Below are 19,792 nucleotides of genomic sequence, written 5' to 3'. Positions count from 1 at the left end.
CTGCGCGTGCCGGGCGATGCGTGCGGGGACAAAAAAACGCGGGCCGTTCAGGCCCGCGTTTGCTATCGAATAAATAGCTGCTTGTGCTTGCTGTATAAGCGCTCAGGCCGCTTTTCGCCAAGAATCTGCCGCAGGCCGCTGCAGCTTGCCGTGCGGCAGCGTCGCCAGCCGCGTGAACATGCGGCGGCAGTAGCCGCGAATCCACAGGCACTTGTTCAGCTCGTCCACCGGCAGCGGGCCGGAGACGACCACGATGTCGTTGGCGGCCTCTTGCGCCCCGGCGGCGCGCAGGCGGCGGCGGGTGTTGTTGGCCCAGGACTGGATGCGCGTGGGGCTGCCGTGCTGGTGGACTTCGCCGGTGTGCAGGTCGAACGCAATGGCGACGGTGTCGGTCTTGAGCTTGAACCGGCGCTCGCCCGTCACGGCGCTGGGGGCGTCACGCATGTCGTACAGGTAGTAGCTGCCTGCCTTGAGCTGGTATTGCATGTCCATGGGTGTGTTCCTCTCTACTGTTGGGCATTTTCGAGGGCGCACCCATAGGGCAATGGCGGGTAAAAGGGCCCAAAAGCCGCGCTTATCGGTGCGCGTGCATTGTGGGCGCGCGTCGGCGCATCGGCGTGAAACCTGAGGGCAAATGCGTAACGGCTTGTTAGCTCAGAAGTCCACCAGGCTCAGGCCCACGCTGAACACCGTGCGCTTGCGGTTGTAGTCGATCATGCTGTCGCCGTAGCCGCTGAACAGCGCGGTGTGCAGGCGCAGGTTGCTCTTGCCGCCCAGCAGGCTGGACGAGCCCAGGGTCTGCAGCCACTCCAGTCGCACGGAGCCCCGGCCGCTGCTCGACAGCGCGCTGCGCAGCGTGGCGCCCACGGTGTGGTCCCGGTTGACGTTCCAGAACGCCGACAGCTCGCCGCGCCCGATGTAGTCGCTGATGTTGGGGTTGTCGTCGCTGTCCGTGCCCTCGGGCAGGCGCTTCCACAGGCGGGCGTTGACGCGCCAGCGGTTGCCCAGCTCCATGCCGGTCATCAGATAGACGCGGTTCCAGCTGCGCGACAGGGGCAGGCTCTGGCCGTTGGACTGGTGTACCAGGCCGATGCCGCTGTAGCGCCACTTCCAGCCCCAGGGCAGGTTGGCCGTGGTGGGATAGACGTACATCACCTCCGGCTCGTGGTCGGTGGCGCGGAAGGGGCGCGAGATCTCGGGCGTGAAGAGCTGCCAGTACGACTGCTGCGTGTAGCCGAACCACACCGAGTCCTTGAGCGTGGGGTGCCCCTGCGTGAGCAGGCCCTGGGCGACCTTGGTGCGCACCGACAGCTGTATGCGGTTCTCGGTGCGGCGGTAGGGCGTGGACTCGGTGGCCGAGTGGTCGGCCGCGTCGGACGTGGGCTGGCGGTTGACGCTGCTGCTGGCCACCACGGACACGGTGATGGGCCGGTAGCTGCGGAAGCTGAAGGTGCCGCAGTCGCTGCCCGACTCCAGCTCCCAGAAGCGCGACAGTTCGCTGTACTGCGGGTCGCGGCAGCCCTCGGTGCGGGCCACCTCGATGATGCGGGTGGCGGGCAGCGTGGCGTCCACGGGCGGGGGCACGCTCTCCTTGGCGCTGGCGGCGGGGGCGCGCCAGGCTTGCGCCGACTGCTGCCCGGAGGCCCATTGGTCAAAGCAGGCCAGGCGGGCCTGGTTGTCGTCGCCCAGCGCTGCGCAGCGTTGCCAGGCATCGGGGTCGGCAGCGTGGGCCGAGGCCCCGGCAGCCAGGGCGGAGAGAACGAGAAGGTGTGATTTTTTCATGGTCAAAATGGCCTCTAGCGCTTATCCATCAAGCGCGGGTAGCTATTGAATTGGTAGTGGCACGGATCATGCCGCCGCCTGCTGCGCCGCCAGGGCCTTGGCGGCGAATTCGGCCCGCAGGGCCTTGAGCTTTTCGCGCGGGTCCTCGCGCAGGGTGGCCTTGTCCAGCGCCATCTCGGCGATGAAGCGGCTGGGCTGCGCGGCCACCATCTCGCGGCCCTTCTTGCGCTTCTTGGTCCAGCTGACGGCCAGCGTGCGCTGGGCGCGGGTGATGCCCACGTACATCAGGCGGCGCTCCTCCTGCAGGCGCTGCAGGGTGTCGTCGCTCACCTTGATCTGGCGGCCCTCGTCGTCGTCGAGCTTGAAGGGCAGCATGCCCTCGGTCACGCCCACCAGCACCACGTGCGGCCATTCCAGGCCCTTGCTGGCGTGCAGGGTGGAGAGGGTGACCATGTCCTGTTCCTGCTCGCGCTCGCTGATGGTGGACAGCAGCGCGATGGTCTGCGCGACTTCGAGCAGGCTCTTGGTTTCCGTGGCGGTAGTCACGCCTGCTGCGTCGTCGATCTGCCCGCCCGCGCGCTGGGCCATCCAGTCGCAGAACTCCAGCACGTTGCTCCAGCGGGCGGCGGCCACCTTCTCGTTGTCCTCGCCGTCGTACAGGTGCTGCTCGTAGCCGATCTCTTTCAGCCAGTCGGTCAAAAAGGTGCGCGCCGCCTCGGCGCCGTGCGTGTGCCGGGCGCGGTGTTCCAGCTCGTTGATGGTGCGGCCGAACTCGTGCAGGCCGTCGAGCGCGCGCTTCGGCACGGCGGCGGGCAGCATGCCGTTGAACAGCGCGCCGAACATGCTCTGCTTGTGCCGCGTGGCGAATTCACCCAAAGCCCCCAGCGTGGTGTGGCCGATGCCGCGCTTCGGGTTGGCGATGGCGCGCAGGAAGGCCGGGTCGTCGTCGTTGTTGATCCACAGGCGGAACCAGGCGCACAGGTCCTTGATCTCCGCGCGGTCGAAAAAGCTCGTGCCGCCCGAGACCTTGTAGGGGATGTTGGCGCGGCGCAAGGCTTTCTCGAACGGCTTGGCCTGGTGGTTGGCGCGGTACAGGATGGCGAAGCTCTTCCAGTCCGGCGGCGGGTTGGCGGCCGCGCGCAGGCCCTGGATGCGGGCCACGGCGCGCTCGGCCTCGTGCTCCTCGGTGTCGCAGTCCAGCACGCGCACGGGCTCGCCCTCGCCGAGTTCGCTGAACAAGGTCTTGGGGAAGAGCTTGGGGTTGGGCCCGATGACGTTGTTGGCCGCGCGCAGGATGGCGCTGGTGGAGCGGTAGTTCTGCTCCAGCTTGATGACGCGCAGATTGGGGAAGTCCTCGGGCAGCTTGCGCAGGTTGTCCAGCGTGGCGCCGCGCCAGCCGTAGATGCTCTGGTCGTCGTCGCCCACGGCGGTGAAATGGCCTCTGCTGCCCACCAGCAGCTTCAGCAATTCGTACTGCGTGGCGTTCGTGTCCTGGTATTCATCGACCAGCACGTGGGCGAGGGCCGCCTGCCACTTGGCGCGCACCTCGGGGTGGTCGCGCAGCAGCTTGAGCGGCATGCCGATCAGGTCGTCGAAATCCACGCTCTGGTAGGCCGCCAGCCGTTCCTCGTAGCGCGCCATGACGACGGCGATGCTGCGCTCGTGGTCGTCTGCCGCCTGGGCCAGCGCCTGTTGGGCGTTCAGGCCCATGTTCTTCCACTTGCTGATGGTCCACTGCCACTGGCGGGCGGTGGCCAGGTCGGTGGTGCCGCCCGCCGCGTCCTTCAGGATGCCCGCCACGTCGTCCGCGTCGAGGATGCTGAACTGGGGCTTCAAGCCCAGCACGTGCCCGTCCTCGCGCACCATGCGCACGCCCAGGGCGTGGAAGGTACACACCATCACGTCCTTGGCCGCGCGACCGATCAGGCCCCTGGCGCGCTCGCGCATCTCGGCGGCGGCCTTGTTGGTGAAGGTGATGGCGGCGATGCGCTGGGGCGCCAGGCCCTTCTCGATCATGTGCGCGATCTTGTGCGTGATCACCCGCGTCTTGCCCGAGCCCGCGCCGGCCAGCACCAGGCAGGCGCCGTCGGTGTAGTGGACGGCTTGGAGCTGGGCGAGATTGAGGCCGGACATGGGGGGTGAAAACGTAAAGCGGTCGATGATAACGAGCCGCTGCGACAATGCCGCCCGTGCTCTCCGTCCTGCTCATCACCTTCCCCTTCTTCGCCCTCGTGCTCTGCGGCTACCTGGCCGCGTGGCGCGGCGTGCTGCCCCAGGCGGCCATCCCGGGCCTGAATGCTTTCGTGCTGTATTTCGCGCTGCCATGCATGCTGTACCGCTTCGGCGCAAGTACGCCCATCGCCCAGCTGCTCGACCCCGCCGTGGCGGGCGTCTATCTGGTGTGCGCGCTGGCCATGGTGGGCATCGTGGTGGCGCTCACGCGCAGCACGCGCATCGGCTGGAACGACGCGGCCTTCGGCGCGCTGGTCGCCGCGTTCCCCAACACCGGCTTCATGGGCGTGCCGCTGCTGGTGGCCCTGCTGGGCGCGCAGGCGGCGGGCCCGGCCATCGTGACCCTCGTGGTGGACATGGTGGTCACCAGCTCGCTGTGCATTGCGCTGTCGCGGCTCGATGGCGCGGGCACGCACGGCGTGGGTGTGGCGCTGCGCCAGGCGTTGCGGGGCGTGGCGGCCAACCCCATGCCCTGGGCGATTGCGCTGGGTGCCTTGGCGTCGGCGCTGCAGTGGCGGCTGCCCGGCCCGGTGGACAAGACCATCGCCATGCTGGCCGACGCGGCCTCGCCCGTGGCCTTGTTCACCATCGGCGCGGTGCTGGCCCGGTCGCAGATGAATGAGCACGAGCGCGTGCCTGCAATCGACTACGTGCCCCTGGCCCTGGCCAAGCTCACTGCGCACCCGCTGCTGGTGTGGGCCGCGGGCACGGCGGCCATCGCGCTGGGCGTGCCGCTCACGCCGTTCGCGCTGACCGCGCTGGTGCTGCTGGCCGCGCTGCCCAGCGCCAGCAACGTCTCACTGCTGGCCGAGAAGTTCGGCGCCCACAACGGGCGCGTGGCGCGCATCATCCTGGTCTCGACGGCGCTGGCTTTTTTGAGCTTCTCAGCGGTCGTGGCGCTGTTGCTGGATTGAGGGCGATGGACACCACCCGGTCATCGCCGAATGCGCGAACTATTCCGACGGGCGCGGCGGCAGCGCCAGCAGCGCGGGAATCTGGTCGGCCGGAACCGGCTTGCTGAAGATATAGCCCTGCACCTCGGTGCATCCCTCGGCGCGGATGGATGTGAGCTGGCCATCGGTCTCGACGCCTTCGGCGGTGGTCGATGCGCCGAAGCTGCGCGCCAGCCCGCAAACGGCCCGCACGATGGCAACGCTGCTTTGCCCTTCCGGCAGGTCGCCGATGAAGGACCGGTCGATCTTGATCTTGTGGAACGGAAAGCTGCGCAGGTAGCTCAGGCTCGAGTAACCCGTGCCGAAGTCGTCCATCGAGATCTTGACGCCGAGCGCACCGAGTCGGCTGAGGATTTCGAGGTTCGATTCGCTGCCCTGCAAAAAGATCGATTCGGTGATCTCCACCTCCAGCCGTTCCGGCGCCAGCCCCGAGGTGGCCAGGGCATTCTTCACCACGGCGACCAGGTCGCCGCTCTGGAACTGCGCGGCGGACAGGTTCACGGCGACCGTGGTGTCCGGCGGCCAGTTCGCGGCCTCTGCGCAGGCGCGCTGGAGGATTCGCTCGCCGATGATGCCGATGAGCCCGACCTCTTCCGCCAGCGCTATGAAGACGTTGGGCGGCACCTGGCCGCGCTGCGGGTCATGCCAGCGCGACAGGGCCTCGAAGCCGCTGATGCGACCGGTCTGCAGGTTGACCAGGGGCTGGTAATGAATTTCGAGCGCATCCTGCTCAACGGCTGCGCGCAGGGCGACTTCGAGTTCGCGCCGCTCCTTGGCTTGCCGGTCGAAGTCGGACTCGAACACCTGGAAGCGACCGCGCCCCTCCGTTTTGGCCCGGTACATCGCCAGGTCGGCCGCCCTGAGCAATTGGGCGCTGTCCTGGTAGTCGCCTCCCGCGAGCGCGATGCCGATGCTGGCGCCGACGACCAGCCTCTGCCCGTCGATATCGAAAGGCGCTTGAACGGTCTGGATCAAGCGCTCGGCCAGCGCCACGGCTTCGGTCGGCTGCCCCACCCTGAACTGGATGATGGCGAACTCATCGCCGCCCAGCCGTCCGATCTTGTCGCTTTCCCGCAGCGTGTTGCGCAAGCGGGCGGCGAGGTGCTTGAGCAGCATGTCCCCGGTGGCATGCCCCAGGGTGTCGTTGATGGCCTTGAAGCCGTCCAGGTCGATGAACAGGACGGCCAGATCGCCGCCATGTCTTTGCCTGAGCGACAGCGCATCGCCAAGCTCCTTGTGGAACAGCAGCCGGTTGCCAAGACCTGTCAGCGCATCGTGGTGCGCCAGGTGCGTGATGGTCGCCTGCGTTCTCTCGCGCTGCTCGATCTCGTTGCGCAGCTGCTGGTTGACCTGTACGAGATCCTTCGTGCGGTCCGCGACCCGGCGCTCGAGCGCCTCGTTGGTCCGGGCAAGCTCCTCGTTCATCTGGTGGATCTTCACTTCTGCGCGCCGTCTTTCGATCTGCGTGACGACGCGGGCCAGCGCGATGGAAAAATCGACCGGCTTCGTGATGTAGTCGTTGGCGCCGCGTTTCAAGGCTTCAACGATGTCCTCGCTCTGGGTCTTGGCGGTCACCATGATCACCGGCAGCGAGCCTGCGGAATGCCTGGCCCGTATGTGGGCCAGCACTTCGAGCCCGCTGAGGTCGGGCATCATCATGTCCAGCAGAACGAGGTCGAATGCCGCGCGCTCCAGCGTATCCAGTGCTTCGATTCCACCGCTGGCTTCGGTCACATGGTAGCCCTGGCGTTCGAAGCGCCGCCGCAGTATCTCGCGGTTCTCGAAGACATCGTCAACGATCAGCAGGCGCGGCTTGTCCTCCAGCGGAGCGGCGGGAGCCTGGGGCCCGGTGCCGGGCTGCGGGTTGGCGTGGTTCGGGTTCATCGTTGCCGCCTAAGGTGTCGTCGGCATCGGGCGCGGGCGTTGGGGCGAAGCGGATACACCCGCAGGCTCCACTGCGCCGCGCGGCTGCACAGGCAGGGTGACGGTGACCATGGTACCCACGCCGACCTCGCTTTGCACGGACAACTGGCCGCCCATGAGTTGGCAGTAGCGGTAGGCCAGCGGAAGCCCCAGCCCCGCCTCGTCCCCGTACCGGCTCGCGGTCTCGTCTTCAGAGCTGCCGAAGGTCTCGAACAGGCTCGACATCCGCGACGGCGGTATCCCGGCGCCGGTGTCCGCGATCGATACGGTCCAGGTGGCGTCACGCACGCTGGCCGAGAGCGTGACGCGACCGTTCTTCGTGTGCTTGGCGGCGTTGCTCACCAGGCCCTCCAGCACGCGCTGCAATATCTGCGTATCGCAGACGATCCGCCCGGCATCGTGTACCTGCACGATCCATTCGTTCTGGTGGGCGGTAATCCACGGGCCGATGCGGGCGGCCAGTTTCTTGAGCCAATCGGCGAAGTCGATCTCCCGGGCATACACCTCCACCCTGCCGGCTTCCAGCTTCGAGAGTTCGAGGAGGTTGTCGATCAGCCCCAGCAGCCTGTGGCCGGCGCCTTCGATGGATGCCAGGTCCTTGCGCTTTTGCGTGTCCGCATCACCGGCCTCTTCGATGAGGAGTTCGCTGTAGCCGATGATCGCGTTGAGCGGGTTCTTCAGCTCATGGCTCATCTTGGCGAGGAACACCGACTTGGCCAACAGCGCGCGCTGCGCCTGGTCGGTTGCTTCCCGCAACTGCTGCTCGGTCGTTCTGTGGAGCCGGATCTCCTGCTCAAGCTCACCTTGCGAATACACGATGCTGGCGAAGTACAGCGCCATCATCGAGCCATAGACGCTGGCGCAGAAGGTCGATACCAGGCCGAGGGTGCCCATGCCGTCGAAGCGCACCGTTTCCTGAAAGCCCGCCGTGGCAAACACGCCGTAGAACAGCACGAGGTTGGCGACGATCTGGATCGCGACGATGATTCGGGTCGAGCGCTCGGGCAGGTAGAAGAAGGCCAGCAGCGGAACGGTGACCAGCCACGGCAGGATCGGTGAATTCATGCCGCCATACTGGTAGGCGCCCCAGAAAATGCAGAACAGGAGTTCCTCGATCGAGACCAGCGCCAGGGGCAGATACCAGCCCGTCAGCCGCAGCAGGATCGGATAGACCCAGAAGCCCGACACGGCGAAGCAAAGGATCCACCAGGACAGGTCGGCCTCGGCGCCCAGGTACAGCATCGACAGCGTGACCGTGTTCCCCAGGAACGGGCCGAAGAAATGGCTGAACATGAACATCCGCGCGCCCTGCAGGGTGTCCTGCGAATGCCTCAGCCCTGCGGGTATGAACCAGTCCACCGCCGCGTTCACTCGCGGCCTCAGGTTTCCAATCCAGCGTCCCATTGCAGTCACCTGTTCTCGAGGGCGGTGCGCGTCATGCCGCTTCGGCGGCCATGGGCAGCCTGAGCGTGAATTCCGATCCACGGTTCAACTGGCTTTCGACCGAGATATCGCCGCCCAGCAGGTGCGCCAGCTTCTGGCTGACGGCCAGGCCCAGCCCGCTCCCGGCATATTGGCCTGCATTGAGCTGGTTGAAGTCCTTGAACAGTTTCGGAATGGCCTCGGCAGAAATGCCGATCCCCGTGTCCTGCACGGCAATGAACACCTGTTCGCGCCCGCCATCGGTTGCGCGCCACGCGCGCAGCGCCACCGTGCCGTTGCGGGTGAATTTTCCGGCGTTGCCCAGCAGGTTGATCAGGATCTGCCGCAGCCGGATCTCGTCGGTCTGGATCGTTCCCAGCACACTGGGCTTGTCGCAGGTCAATTGGTTTCCGTTGTTCTCCACCAGGGTGCGGCAGGTGGCGGACAGCTCGTCCAGGCAGCGGTCCAGATCGACGGGCTGAAGCTTGATTTCGATGTCGTCGCTGTCGCCGCCTTCGGCATCGGACTTGGGCATGCGCAGCACGTCCGAGACCAGCGACAAGAGGTGGCGCCCCGCGTGGTTGATGGATCGCAACTCCTCCACGTCCACCACCGGATCGCTCGCCTCGGCATCTTCCAGCAGGATTTCGCTGTAGCCGATGATGGCATTCAGCGGGGTTCGCAACTGGTGGCTCATCTTTGCCAGGAAGACGGCCTTGGCCTCGTTGGCGCGCTCGGCTTCGTGCTTGGCGATGCGCAGCTTGGCGGTGGTTTCCAGGTGGTTCTTGATTTCTTCCTGCAGTGCCGAGTGCGCCACCATGACGTAGGCATAGTAGATCGCCATCATCGAGCTGTAGAGCGTGGCCATGCAGACGGAAATCATCCCGACGATGGAAAGGTCGTGGAGCGACACCCGCTCGGGAAACGCGCCGTTGACGAAGTAAGCGACCGCAAAGGCCGTCAGGTTCGCGCCGATGATGCCCAGTACCAGAAGCGGCCGACCGCTGAGATAGAAGAACCCGAGCATCTGCGCCGTCAGGAACCACGGCATGAACGGGGAACTGACGCCGCCGTAGAAAAAAGCCCCGAAGACGCTGACGCCGATCAGCGTGCAGAAGGAGTAGAGGGCGGGCCTGAACAGATCGCCTGCCAGCTTGAGGGCGAGGGGCAAGGCCCAGAACGAAGTACACAGGACGCAAATGACCCAGAAGACCCAGTCATGCTCCGGGAGCACGTGGTAGAGGTAGCCCAGGATGGCGACACCGCTGAAAGGGCCCAGCACATGGCTGATGACGAAGATTCTGGCCCGCCAAAGTGTCGCGGTGCTCTTGCGCAGCTCGACTGGAATGAACCAGTCCACCGCGTGGATCAGGCGATCGGCGAGCGCCACCTGCGTCCCCTTCACACCTCTGTCGCGGCCTTGGCCCTGCCGGCCGCGGGGCTGGCGACATCGGCGAGCGCGGCGCGATGGCGCACGTACTCGACCTGCGCGTGGTCGATCGCCGTGCGCAGCCGCGCGGCCAGCGCCTGCACGTTCTCGGTGGTGTGCGTGGGCATCATCTGCAGCCGCAGGCGGGCGTCGCCCTTGGCAACCGCCGGGTACTCGACCAGATTGGCGATGACCCCCAGCGCAGGCAGGCGTCGGCTCACGAGCCGCGCCAGGGCCTCGTCGCCCACACGGACTGGAACGATGGGGGACGGATTGCCCATGTGCTGCAGGCCGACGTGGGTCAATGCCGCGCGCATCTCCTCGATGCGCTGCATGAGTTGCGCGCGAAGCTGCCGACCCTCCTCGGACTGGATGATGTCGAATGCCTTGGTGACGGTGGCGGCCTGCACCGGCGACAGCGCGTTGGAGAACGTGGCCGTGCAGCCGTAGTACTTGAGGTATTGCTTCACGGCCGCCGAGTTGCTGCTGACGAACCCTCCGTTCGACCCGAACGTCTTGGAGAAGCTGCCCATGACGATGTCCACCTTGCCCAGCATGCCCTGCTCGCCAATGCAGCCCCTGCCGCCCGGCCCCATCGCGCCCAGGTCGTGGGCGACATCGACGAGCAGCGTCGCGTCGTATTCGTCGCACAGGTTCTGCAGCGTCCTCAGGTCGGGCGTGTCCGAATCCATGGAGAACAGGCTCTCTGTCACCACGAGGATGCCGTTGGCCGTGTCGTGGGCGCGGATGCGCTTCAGGTGGCGGCGCACCGAATCGAGGTTGAGGTGCCCGTGCAGGTGGACGTTGGAGGTTGCCGAATACGCGCCTTCCTGCAGGCAGGCGTGGGACAGGCCGTCCATCACGACGTGATCCGCCGGGCGGATCAGGCCCTTGATGACCCCGTAGCCTGCCGCCCAGCCCGTGGGGTAGAGCGTGGTGTGCTGCAGGCCCAGAAACTCCGAGATCGTCTCTTCCAGCCGCAGCGAGTACTTGGTGTTGCCCGCCAGGGCCGACGAGCCCGCGCTGTGGACCCCGTACTCGTCGATGACCGCCTTGGCCACTTCCTTGATGGCGGGGTGCGACGACAGGCCGAGGTAATCCTGAGTGCCGAAATTCAGCCCGGAGAACTTCAGCCCGCTGTCGTCGAGCGCCGTGCAGACGGACAGGGGCGCTTCCTGCGTCGAGCGGGAGTAGGGCCACAGGCTGCTCTGGCGGCGCAGGTTCTGCCATTCGTAAAAGGCGCCGACGCGGGCCATCAGGTCCGGGCCCTGCAGTTCGCGGAAGTCGCGCACGCTGCCCTTGAGCGCTGCCGCCGGATCGAGCCTGGGCGCGGGTTCTGCGTGCTCTGGGTGCGCTGGGGCGTCAGGCTGGCTGGGTTTCGGGGCGGTTTTCGCCAGGCAGCCTTCGATCTTGCCCAGCAGGCGGGTCAGATCGACGGGCTTGGTGTCGAAGTCGGCACAGCCGATCTCGATGCTTTTTTCCCGGTCGCTCGCCAGCGCATGGGCAGTCAGTGCGATGACGGGTATGCCCTGTGTCCGGGTGTCGGCCTTGATGAGCTGCGTCGCCTGCCAGCCGTCCATCTCGCCCAGGGCCACGTCCATCAGGACGAGGTCGGGCTGCTCCGAAACCGTCATGGCGACGCCGGTGGCGCCATCGGCGGCGGAGCAGACCCTGAAGCCGCGGCGCTGCAGCCGACGGGTCAGCATGTCGCGGTTCGCGAAGCTGTCCTCCACCAGCAGAATCTTCGCTGTTTGCGGCCGGGTGTCGTCGGTGGTAATGGGGGGCATGGGGCGCTCGATTTGTTGCAATACGTATCAGAATCCAATCGTAAGCATTGGTTTCAGAAACGTCTTTTAACAATTGTCAAAGCCGGAAAGCCGCAGCGTGGCGGGCTGCGGTGACGGCCCGGGTTGTTGCGGGCGGGCGTCAGGGGCTCCGCAGGGGCGTCTTTACGATTCGGCCTCGCCGCGCTTCCACGCCAGCGCGGCGTCATACAGCGTATTGCGCGGCGCGCCGGTGATCTCGGCCGCCAGGCGCACCGCCGTCTTGAGCGGCAACTCCTGCACCAGCAGGCGCAGCACCCGCAGGCTTTCACCGTCGTCACCGGCCACCGGCACGGGGTGCAGCAGCACCACGAACTCGCCGCGCGACCGCTGCGGGGCGCCGTCCAGCCACGCGGCCAGGGCATGGGCCTGGTGAGTGGTCACTTCCTCGAATTGCTTGGTCAGCTCGCGGGCCAGGGTGACGGGGCGGTCGCCCAGCACCGCCAGGGCCTGCGCCAGTTCGGCGATGCGGTGGGGGGCTTCCAGCAGCACCACGCAGCGGGGTTCGGCGGCCAATTGCTGCTGGATCACGGCGGCGCGTTCGGCGTTCTTGGTGGGCAGGAAACCAGCAAATACAAAGCCGCCGTGCTCTGCCTGGTGCGCGACAGCGCCAGCTACGCTCAGGGCAGTGGTAACGCTGCTGGCGCCGGGCAGCGGCACGGCGCGCAGACCAGCGGCCTGCACGGCGGCGACCAGCCGGGCGCCGGGGTCGCTCACGCCCGGCGTGCCTGCGTCGCTGACGTAGGCCACGCGCTGGCCCTGCTGCAGCCGCTGCACCACGGCCTGCGCGGCTTCGGCCTCGTTGTGCTGGTGTACGGCCAGGCATTGCGCCGCGCCTTTGTCGATGCCGTAGGCGCGCAGCAGGGCCTGGGTGTGGCGCGTGTCCTCGCAGGCCACGGTGTCGGCCAGTTGCAGCACGTGCAGCGCGCGCAGCGTGATGTCGGCCAGGTTGCCGATGGGCGTGGCGACGACATACAGCGCACCCTGCGGATAATGCTGCGCAGCCGCCGCGTCGCGCGCAGCGTCGAGGGCAGAAGCGAAAGATGCGCTCAATGAAGTTCCTTGGAAAGAAGAAGCCGACCAGCGCCGCGCCCACCACGCGCGAGCGCGGCATGGCCGCGGAAGACCAAGCCCTGGTCCACTTGCAGGCGGCGGGCCTGCGGCTGGCGGTGCGCAATTATCGGACGCCGGGACGCGGCGGCGGCGAGATCGACCTGGTGATGCGCGACCAGGACGGCACGCTGGTGTTCGTCGAGGTGCGCAGCCGCGCCAGCGGGGCCTTCGGCGGAGCGGGCGCGAGCATCAGCGCGGCCAAGCGGCAGCGCATCGTTTTCGCCGCGCGGCATTACCTGCTGCGGCAGCCCGCGCCGCCGCCGTGCCGCTTCGACGTGGTGCTGGTGCAAGAGGGCGGCATTCAATGGCTGAAGGCGGCCTTCGATGCGCAATAGCCTGTTTTTTACAAGCCTTTTATGCCGCTAGCGCAATAGGGGCGGCCACAGTCTGCTATAAAAGCTGTAACACGCGCCGGGTATCATTGGGCCTCCATGCTTGAGCAACGCATCCAACAGCATTTCATCGACAGCGCCGACCTGAAGTACCAGGCCGCGCAGGCGCTCAGCCAGCCCATCGCGGCGGCGGTGCAGGCCGTCCTGGCCTGCGTGACCAGCGGCGGCAAGGTGCTGGCCTGCGGCAACGGGCCTGCGGCGGCACAGGCGCAGCAGTTCGCGGCGTTCTGCGTGGCCGGTTTCGAGCGCGAGCGGCCTGGCCTCGCGGCGCTGGCGCTGCCGATCGACGTGGCGGGCGACGCCGCGCAGCAGTTCGCGCGCCCGGTGCGCGCGCTGGGGCAGGCAGGCGACGTGCTGCTGGCCTTGACCGTCACCGGCAACGACGCCAACCTGCTGGCCGCCGCCGAGGCCGCCCACGAGCGCGACATGAGCGTGGTGGTGCTGGCCGGGCGCACCGGCGGCAAGCTGGCCGCGCTGCTGCGCGAGACGGACGTGCTCATCAGCGTGCCGCACGACCGCGCCGCGCGCGTGCGCGAAGTCCATGCCCTGGTGCTGCACTGCCTGTGCGACGGCGTGGACACGCAGTTACTTGGTGAACAGGAGATTCCGCTATGAAGCAAGCTACAAGTTTGAAGAACCCGTCCCGCACGGTCTGCGCCGTGCTCGCCGCCGCCGCGCTGGCGGCGGGCCTGTCGGCCTGCGCGCCGCTGGTGGTGGGCGGCGCCGTCGTGGGCGGCGTGATGGCGGTGGACCGCCGCACGGCGGGCACGCAGATCGAGGACGAAGGCATCGAGCTGCGCGCCGCCAACCGCATCCGCGAAGCCCTGGGCGACCGTGCCCACGTCAACGTGACCAGCTACAACCGCCAGGCGCTGCTGACCGGCGAAGTGCCCAGCGATCAGGACCGCCAGGCGGTGGAGCGCATCGTGTCGCAGGTGGAAAACGTGCGCTCCGTGGTGAACGACCTGGCCGTGATGCCCAGCAGCACCCTGAGCCAGCGCTCCAACGACACCTTCATCACCGGCAAGGTGCGCGCCAGCCTGGTGGACGCCCAGGACCTGCTGGCCAGCTCCTTCAAGGTGGTGACCGAGCGCAACATCGTCTATCTGATGGGCCGCGTGTCGCAGCGCGAAGCCAGCCGCGCCACCGAGGTCGCGCGCGGCGTGAGCGGCGTGAGCAAGGTCGTGCGCGTGTTCGAGATCGTCCCGGAAGAAGAGCTGCGCCGCGCCGCCCCGCCCGCGCCCGTCACCACGGACACCAAGCCAGCCGGGGGCTGAAGGCGAGCACAGGGGCGCCGACGCTTGAAACTGGCGCTCCCCAGGCCAGCGGACGCCGCGCAAGGGCCGCCCTCAGGGGGATGTCAGCCTTTTGATCAGGCTGGACGTGTCCCAGCGGTTGCCGCCCATGCGCTGCACGTCCGCATAGAACTGGTCCACCAGCGCCGTCACCGGCAGGCGCGAGCCGTTGCGGCGCGCCTCGTCGAGCACCAGGCCCAGGTCCTTGCGCATCCAGTCCACGGCAAAGCCGAAGTCGAACTGGCCGTCCACCATGGTCTTGCCACGGTTGTCCATCTGCCAGCTCTGCGCGGCGCCCTTGCCGATCACGTCGAGCACCTGCTTCATGTCCAGGCCCGCGTTCTGGCCGAAGGCGATGGCTTCGGACAGACCCTGCACCAGCCCGGCAATGCAGATCTGGTTGACCATCTTGGCGAGCTGGCCCGCGCCGCTGTCGCCCAGCAGCGTGAAGGCGCGCGCGAACGCCATGGCCACGGGCCGGGCTGCGTCGAAGGCCGCTGCGTCGCCGCCGCACATCACCGTCAGCTGCCCGTTCTGCGCGCCCGCCTGGCCGCCCGAGACGGGCGCATCGACAAACTGCAGGCCCTGATTTTTGGCGGCGGCGTACAGCTCGCGCGCCACCTCGGCGGACGCCGTGGTGTGATCGACAAAGACCGCGCCGGGCTGCATGCCCGCGAAGGCGCCGTCGGCGCCCAGGGTGACGGAGCGCAGGTCGTCATCGTTGCCCACGCAGCAGAAAACAAAGTCTGCGCCCGCCGCTGCCTCGCGTGGCGTTTTGGCATGTTTTTGGCCTCCAGCGCTTGCGTACTCTGCACACCATGCTACTGATTTGGTAGCGGTGCGGTTATAGACCGTGACCTGGTGCCCGGCCAGCGCGAGGTGGCCCGCCATGGGGTAGCCCATCACGCCCAGGCCCAGGAAGGCGACCTTGCGCGAAGGGGTGGCGTCGTAGCTGCGGGGGTTGGTGCTTGGCATGGGGAATGTCCTGGGGTGGAAATGAAAACCCGCCCAGAAGGGCGGGCGTGAAAGGGGCGGAAACGGGTCAGACGATGGCGAAATGCTCGGTGCCCTGGGCGAGGTCGGGCGACTTGGCGCGCTGGCTGTTGAGCTTGATCTGCAGCCGCAGGTCGTTGAGCGAGTCGGCGTTGCGCAGCGCATCCTCGTAGCTGATGACGTTGGCCTCGTACAGGTCGAACAGCGCCTGGTCGAAGGTCTGCATGCCCAGGTTGCGGCTGCGCTTCATGATTTCCTTGATCTCGGACACCTCGCCCTTGAAGATCAGGTCGGCGATCAGCGGGGTGTTGAGCATGACCTCGACGGCGGCGGCGCGGCCCTTGCCGTCCTGCTTGGGGATCAGGCGCTGCGAGATCATGGCGCGCAGGTTCAGCGACAGGTCCATGAGCAGCTGCGCGCGCCGCTCCTCGGGGAAGAAGTTGATGATGCGGTCCAGCGCCTGGTTGGCGCTGTTGGCGTGCAGCGTGGCCAGGCACAGGTGGCCGGTCTCGGCGAAGGCCACGGCGTGCTCCATGGTCTCGCGGTCGCGGATCTCGCCCATCAGGATCACGTCGGGCGCCTGGCGCAGCGTGTTCTTGAGGGCGGCTTCCCAGCTGTCGGTGTCCAGGCCCACCTCGCGCTGCGTCACCACGCAGTTCTTGTGCGGGTGGACGAATTCCACCGGGTCTTCCACCGTGATGATGTGGCCGAAGGAGTTCTCGTTGCGCCAGTCCACCATGGCGGCCAGCGTGGTGGACTTGCCCGAGCCCGTGGCGCCGACCAGGATGCACAGGCCGCGCTTGGTCATGGTCACTTCTTTCAGCACCTGCGGCACGCCCAGGCCGTCGATGGTGGGCAGCGTGAGCGGGATCGTGCGCAGCACCATGCCGACCTTGCCCTGCTGGATGAAGGCGTTGACGCGAAAGCGCCCGATGCCTGCGGGCGAGATGGCGAAGTTGCACTCCTTGGTGCGCTCGAAGTCGGCCACCTGCTTGTCGCTCATGATGGCGCGCGCCAGCGTGAGCGTGTGGTTTGGCGTCAGCGGCTGGGGCGACACCTTGGTGACCTTGCCGTCCACCTTGATGGCCGGGGGGAACTCCGCCGTGATGAACAGGTCGCTGCCGTTGCGGCTGACCATCAGCTTGAGCAGGTCGTTGATGAATTTACTGGCCTGATCGCGTTCCATCAGATTCTCTCCATTGTCACTTCTGGTTGTCGCTCAGGCGGGCGCTCACAACGCGCAGGCGCAGCGAGAGCTTGCGCGCCAGCAGGGCGATGAGGCTGGCGGCGAGCTGCGGGTCCTTGTTGACCATGTCGTCCATGGCCTCGGCGCTGAGTACGGCGATCTCGCAGTCGGTCAGCGTGGTGCAGGCCGAAAAGCGGATGCCGCTGTCGAGCAGCGACATCTCGCCCAGAATGTCGCCGGGCCGCGTCTCGGCCAGGCGCAGCTGCTCGCCCCAGGGCTGCACGCGGTCCACGGCGATGGTGCCGGTCAGCAGCACCACCATGAAGTTGCCGTATTCGTCCTGGCGGATCACGTCGCGGCTGGCGGGAACGGCGGCGAACTCGAAGAAGCGCTCCATGCGCTCCACCGCGTCCTTGTCCAGGTGGGCCATGTACTTGTCCTTGGCCCACAGGCCCTGCAGCAGCTTGCCGCCACGGCTGGCGGGCAGGCGCTTGGCGCCGATCTCGACGGCGCGCGCCTCCCAGGGCACGAGCATCGAGTCGTCCACGCCCTGGCCCGCGAAGGCGGTGGAGAACAGCACGGAGTCCGTGTGGTCGTCCGCAGGCTTGCCGTTGCGGGTGTTGATCTTCAGAAGGCTCAGGATGCCTTTCATACGGTGCTCCGTGGTGGCGGCTGCGCGGGGGTCAGCCAGGGAAGTTTTCGGGAATCTTGGCCTTGCTGCGCGCCTCGGCCGGGCTGATGATGTTGCGCCGCACCAGGTCGGTCAGGTTCTGGTCCAGCGTCTGCATGCCCACGCTGTTGCTGGTCTGGATGGTGGAGTACATCTGCGCCACCTTGGCCTCGCGGATCAGGTTGCGGATGGCGCTGGTGCCCAGCATGATCTCGTGCGCGGCCACACGGCCCGAGCCGTCCTTGGTCTTGCACAGCGTCTGCGAGATCACGGCCTGCAGCGATTCGGACAGCATCGCGCGCACCATCTCTTTTTCTTCCGCCGGGAACACGTCGATGATCCGGTCGATGGTCTTGGCGGCGCTGGACGTGTGCAGCGTGCCGAACACCAGGTGGCCTGTTTCGGCGGCGGTCATGGCCAGGCGGATGGTTTCGAGGTCGCGCATTTCGCCCACCAGGATGGCGTCCGGGTCCTCGCGCAGCGCGGACTTGAGGGCGGCGGCGAACGACAGCGTCATCGGCCCCACCTCGCGCTGGTTGACCAGGCACTTCTTGGATTCGTGTACGAACTCGATCGGGTCTTCCACCGTCAGGATGTGGCCGTACTCGGTTTCGTTCAGGTAGTTCACCATGGCGGCCAGCGTGGTGGATTTGCCCGAGCCCGTGGGCCCCGTCACCAGCACCAGGCCGCGCGGCTTGAGCGCCAGGTCGGCAAAAATCTTGGGCGCATTGAGCTGCTCCAGCGTGAGGATCTTGCTCGGAATGGTCCGGAACACCGCCGCCGCGCCACGGTTCTGGTTGAAGGCGTTGACGCGAAAGCGCGCCAGGCCCTCGATCTCGAACGAGAAGTCCACCTCCAGGAACTCCTCATACGTCTTGCGCTGCGCGTCGCTCATGATGTCATAGACCATGCCGTGGACGGTCTTGTGGTCCAGCGCATCCACGTTGATGCGGCGCACGTCGCCGTGGACCCGGATCATGGGCGGCAGACCTGCGGAGAGGTGCAGGTCGGAAGCCTTGTTCTTGACGCTGAACGCGAGCAGTTGGGTGATGTCCACGGAATCCCTCTATCGTTTGGTACGCTTGATCGAACATTATGACCACGATTGCCGACAACCTCCAGCAGATACGGGGCCGCATCGCGCGCGCCTGCCAGGCCGCCGGGCGCGACCCTTCCAGCGTGGCGCTGCTGGCGGTTTCCAAGACCTTCGGCCCCAATGCGGTGGCCCAGGCCGCCGCCGCCGGGCAGCGCGACTTTGGCGAGAACTACATCCAGGAAGGCGCGGACAAGATCGCCGCCCTGCGCGCTGCGCTGCCGGGTGTGCCGCTCACCTGGCACTGCATCGGCCCCATCCAGAGCAACAAGACGCGCCTGGTGGCCGCGCACTTCGACTGGGTCCACACGGTGGACCGGCTCAAGATCGCCGAGCGCCTGTCGGCCCAGCGGCCCGAGGGGCTGGCGCCGTTGCAGGTCTGCATCCAGGTCAACATCGACGGCGGGCCCACCAAGTCGGGCGTGGCGCCGGGCGAGGCGCTGGCCCTGGCCCGCGCTGTGGCGCAACTGCCACGCCTTGTGCTGCGCGGGCTGATGGCGATCCCCGATCATGCTCCTGAGTTTGTAGCGCAATGCGCAATCCACACCAGCGCCAGAAGGCTTTTTGACCAGATACGCGATTCGGGCGCGCCGGGGCTGGAGCGCTTCGACACGCTCTCCCTGGGCATGACGACCGACCTGGAAGCCGCCATCCACGCGGGCAGCACGCTGGTGCGCGTGGGCACCGGCATCTTCGGCACGCGGTAGCTGGCCGCCGCTACTTGCGCTGGCCCGCCATCGCAGCCAGCGGCTTGACGCTGCCGCAGTCCGCCGCCAGCCACCGGCCCGACGATTCCACGGTGGACTTCTCCGCCTTGCCGCGCACCGTGGTGGTGGTCTCCACGCGCATGCTGTAGGCGTCGCTGCCGCTCCACGTCACCGCGCCCTCGCCCTGCGACGGCGGGTTGGCGCACTGGTAGCTGAAGCGCACGGTGTTGCCCACGCGGGGCTGGGCCCGGGTGGTGCAGCCGCCTTCCTCGCGCTGCGGGGGCACGTCGTACCGGGCGGCCATTTCGGGCGTGATGCAGGTCTTCATGCGCATGCCGTCGCCAGCCAGGGACATGCCCTGCTTGGCCAGCATGGCCTCCATCTGCTTGCGCTGGGCGGGGGGCATGCTGTCCATCTGCTGGCGCATCTGGGCCATGGCGTTCTGCTGCCCGGCGTTGCCTTGCTGCATGCTGCTTTGCATTTCCCACAGGCCGGGCTTCATGGACTGCGCCCCGGCGACCGTGGCGGCGCACAGGGCCAGCAAGGGCAGGGCATGGCGGATGGCAGGGCGCATACGGGGCTCCTCATGCGCCACACACAGGGGGCGCGATCCACCATTGTGCATCTTTAAGCAAAATCGGCCTCTATCGCCCGGCGGCCTCAAATCTGAAGTGCAACCCCCCTTCAGAATTGAGACTCCCATGACAAAGAACACCTACGAACAACTGAGCGAGATGGAGCGCCATGCGATAGCGCTGGGGCTACAGCAAAAGCAGAGC

General features: G+C 67.1%; 18 protein-coding genes. 5 read left to right on the top strand and 13 right to left on the bottom strand.

Annotated elements, in window-relative coordinates; translation table 11 throughout:
- Positions 1-102: 102 nt before the first annotated feature.
- The 3 genes from QM569_RS00090 to QM569_RS00080 form a co-directional block, all read right to left on the bottom strand.
- The gene (locus QM569_RS00090; protein WP_414985185.1) at positions 103-492 is read right to left on the bottom strand and encodes a hypothetical protein; all 390 of its coding nucleotides are present in this window, start codon (positions 490-492) and stop codon (positions 103-105) included.
- Between the two features lie 162 nt (positions 493-654).
- Positions 655-1,782 carry a phospholipase A gene (locus tag QM569_RS00085; RefSeq protein ID WP_414985184.1) on the bottom strand — a complete coding sequence of 376 codons (1,128 nt, stop codon included), beginning with the start codon at positions 1,780-1,782 and terminating at the stop codon, positions 655-657.
- Positions 1,783-1,848: 66 nt separating this feature from the next.
- The gene (locus QM569_RS00080) at positions 1,849-3,915 is read right to left on the bottom strand and encodes an ATP-dependent helicase (protein WP_414985183.1); all 2,067 of its coding nucleotides are present in this window, start codon (positions 3,913-3,915) and stop codon (positions 1,849-1,851) included.
- A gap of 56 nt (positions 3,916-3,971) precedes the next feature.
- Here QM569_RS00080 and QM569_RS00075 point away from each other — a divergent pair, with 56 nt between their 5' ends.
- Positions 3,972-4,928 carry an AEC family transporter gene (locus tag QM569_RS00075; RefSeq protein WP_414985182.1) on the top strand — a complete coding sequence of 319 codons (957 nt, stop codon included), beginning with the start codon at positions 3,972-3,974 and terminating at the stop codon, positions 4,926-4,928.
- Between the two features lie 39 nt (positions 4,929-4,967).
- On the opposite strand, the gene QM569_RS00070 is transcribed toward QM569_RS00075, so the two are convergent.
- The 5 genes from QM569_RS00070 to rsmI form a co-directional block, all read right to left on the bottom strand.
- A complete protein-coding gene (locus QM569_RS00070; protein WP_414985181.1) occupies positions 4,968-6,851 on the bottom strand; it encodes a putative bifunctional diguanylate cyclase/phosphodiesterase in 1,884 nt (627 codons plus the stop codon).
- 9 nt (positions 6,852-6,860) lie between these two features.
- On the bottom strand, positions 6,861-8,294 hold the full coding sequence (locus tag QM569_RS00065; protein WP_414985180.1) for a sensor histidine kinase: 1,434 nt from the start codon (positions 8,292-8,294) through the stop codon (positions 6,861-6,863).
- Positions 8,295-8,325: 31 nt separating this feature from the next.
- Positions 8,326-9,702 (bottom strand): sensor histidine kinase, encoded by a 1,377-nt coding sequence (locus tag QM569_RS00060; protein ID WP_414985179.1) that lies wholly within the window; start codon positions 9,700-9,702, stop codon positions 8,326-8,328.
- An 11-nt stretch (positions 9,703-9,713) separates the two neighbouring features.
- Complete coding sequence (locus QM569_RS00055) at positions 9,714-11,528, bottom strand: aminotransferase class I/II-fold pyridoxal phosphate-dependent enzyme (RefSeq protein WP_414985178.1); 1,815 nt, start codon at positions 11,526-11,528, stop codon at positions 9,714-9,716.
- A gap of 162 nt (positions 11,529-11,690) precedes the next feature.
- Positions 11,691-12,617 carry a 16S rRNA (cytidine(1402)-2'-O)-methyltransferase gene (gene rsmI / locus QM569_RS00050; RefSeq protein WP_414985177.1) on the bottom strand — a complete coding sequence of 309 codons (927 nt, stop codon included), beginning with the start codon at positions 12,615-12,617 and terminating at the stop codon, positions 11,691-11,693.
- Here rsmI and QM569_RS00045 point away from each other — a divergent pair.
- The 3 genes from QM569_RS00045 to QM569_RS00035 all read left to right on the top strand — a co-directional run bounded on the left by QM569_RS00045 (position 12,617) and on the right by QM569_RS00035 (position 14,346).
- A complete protein-coding gene (locus QM569_RS00045) occupies positions 12,617-13,012 on the top strand; it encodes a YraN family protein (protein ID WP_414985176.1) in 396 nt (131 codons plus the stop codon). The two genes, rsmI and QM569_RS00045, sit on opposite strands and share 1 nt — an antisense overlap.
- A gap of 96 nt (positions 13,013-13,108) precedes the next feature.
- Positions 13,109-13,684 (top strand): SIS domain-containing protein, encoded by a 576-nt coding sequence (locus QM569_RS00040; RefSeq protein ID WP_414985175.1) that lies wholly within the window; start codon positions 13,109-13,111, stop codon positions 13,682-13,684.
- Positions 13,681-14,346, top strand: a complete 666-nt coding sequence (locus tag QM569_RS00035) for a BON domain-containing protein (protein ID WP_414985174.1) — start codon at positions 13,681-13,683, stop codon at positions 14,344-14,346. The genes QM569_RS00040 and QM569_RS00035 overlap by 4 nt, the downstream gene beginning before the upstream one ends.
- A 72-nt stretch (positions 14,347-14,418) precedes the next feature.
- Here QM569_RS00035 and QM569_RS00030 read toward each other — a convergent pair whose 3' ends face one another.
- From QM569_RS00030 to QM569_RS00015, 4 genes are all read right to left on the bottom strand, one after another.
- Entirely contained in the window at positions 14,419-15,339 is a 921-nt protein-coding gene (locus QM569_RS00030) for an NAD(P)-dependent oxidoreductase (RefSeq protein ID WP_414985173.1), read from the bottom strand.
- A gap of 67 nt (positions 15,340-15,406) precedes the next feature.
- On the bottom strand, positions 15,407-16,543 hold the full coding sequence (locus tag QM569_RS00025) for a PilT/PilU family type 4a pilus ATPase (RefSeq protein ID WP_414985172.1): 1,137 nt from the start codon (positions 16,541-16,543) through the stop codon (positions 15,407-15,409).
- Between the two features lie 16 nt (positions 16,544-16,559).
- Entirely contained in the window at positions 16,560-17,195 is a 636-nt protein-coding gene (locus tag QM569_RS00020; protein WP_414985171.1) for a cyclic nucleotide-binding domain-containing protein, read from the bottom strand.
- Between the two features lie 31 nt (positions 17,196-17,226).
- Positions 17,227-18,270 (bottom strand): type IV pilus twitching motility protein PilT, encoded by a 1,044-nt coding sequence (locus QM569_RS00015; RefSeq protein WP_414985170.1) that lies wholly within the window; start codon positions 18,268-18,270, stop codon positions 17,227-17,229.
- A 38-nt stretch (positions 18,271-18,308) separates the two neighbouring features.
- Here QM569_RS00015 and QM569_RS00010 point away from each other — a divergent pair, with 38 nt between their 5' ends.
- On the top strand, positions 18,309-19,013 hold the full coding sequence (locus QM569_RS00010; RefSeq protein WP_414985169.1) for a YggS family pyridoxal phosphate-dependent enzyme: 705 nt from the start codon (positions 18,309-18,311) through the stop codon (positions 19,011-19,013).
- A 10-nt stretch (positions 19,014-19,023) separates the two neighbouring features.
- On the opposite strand, the gene QM569_RS00005 is transcribed toward QM569_RS00010, so the two are convergent.
- The gene (locus QM569_RS00005) at positions 19,024-19,587 is read right to left on the bottom strand and encodes a DUF3617 domain-containing protein (protein ID WP_414985168.1); all 564 of its coding nucleotides are present in this window, start codon (positions 19,585-19,587) and stop codon (positions 19,024-19,026) included.
- Positions 19,588-19,792: the final 205 nt, after the last annotated feature.

This window comes from Acidovorax sp. (genome assembly GCF_047607405.1).
GTDB lineage: Bacteria > Pseudomonadota > Gammaproteobacteria > Burkholderiales > Burkholderiaceae_C > Acidovorax.
Note: the sequence above shows the minus strand (reverse complement) of the source record. Positions and strands in the feature narration are given on the sequence as shown.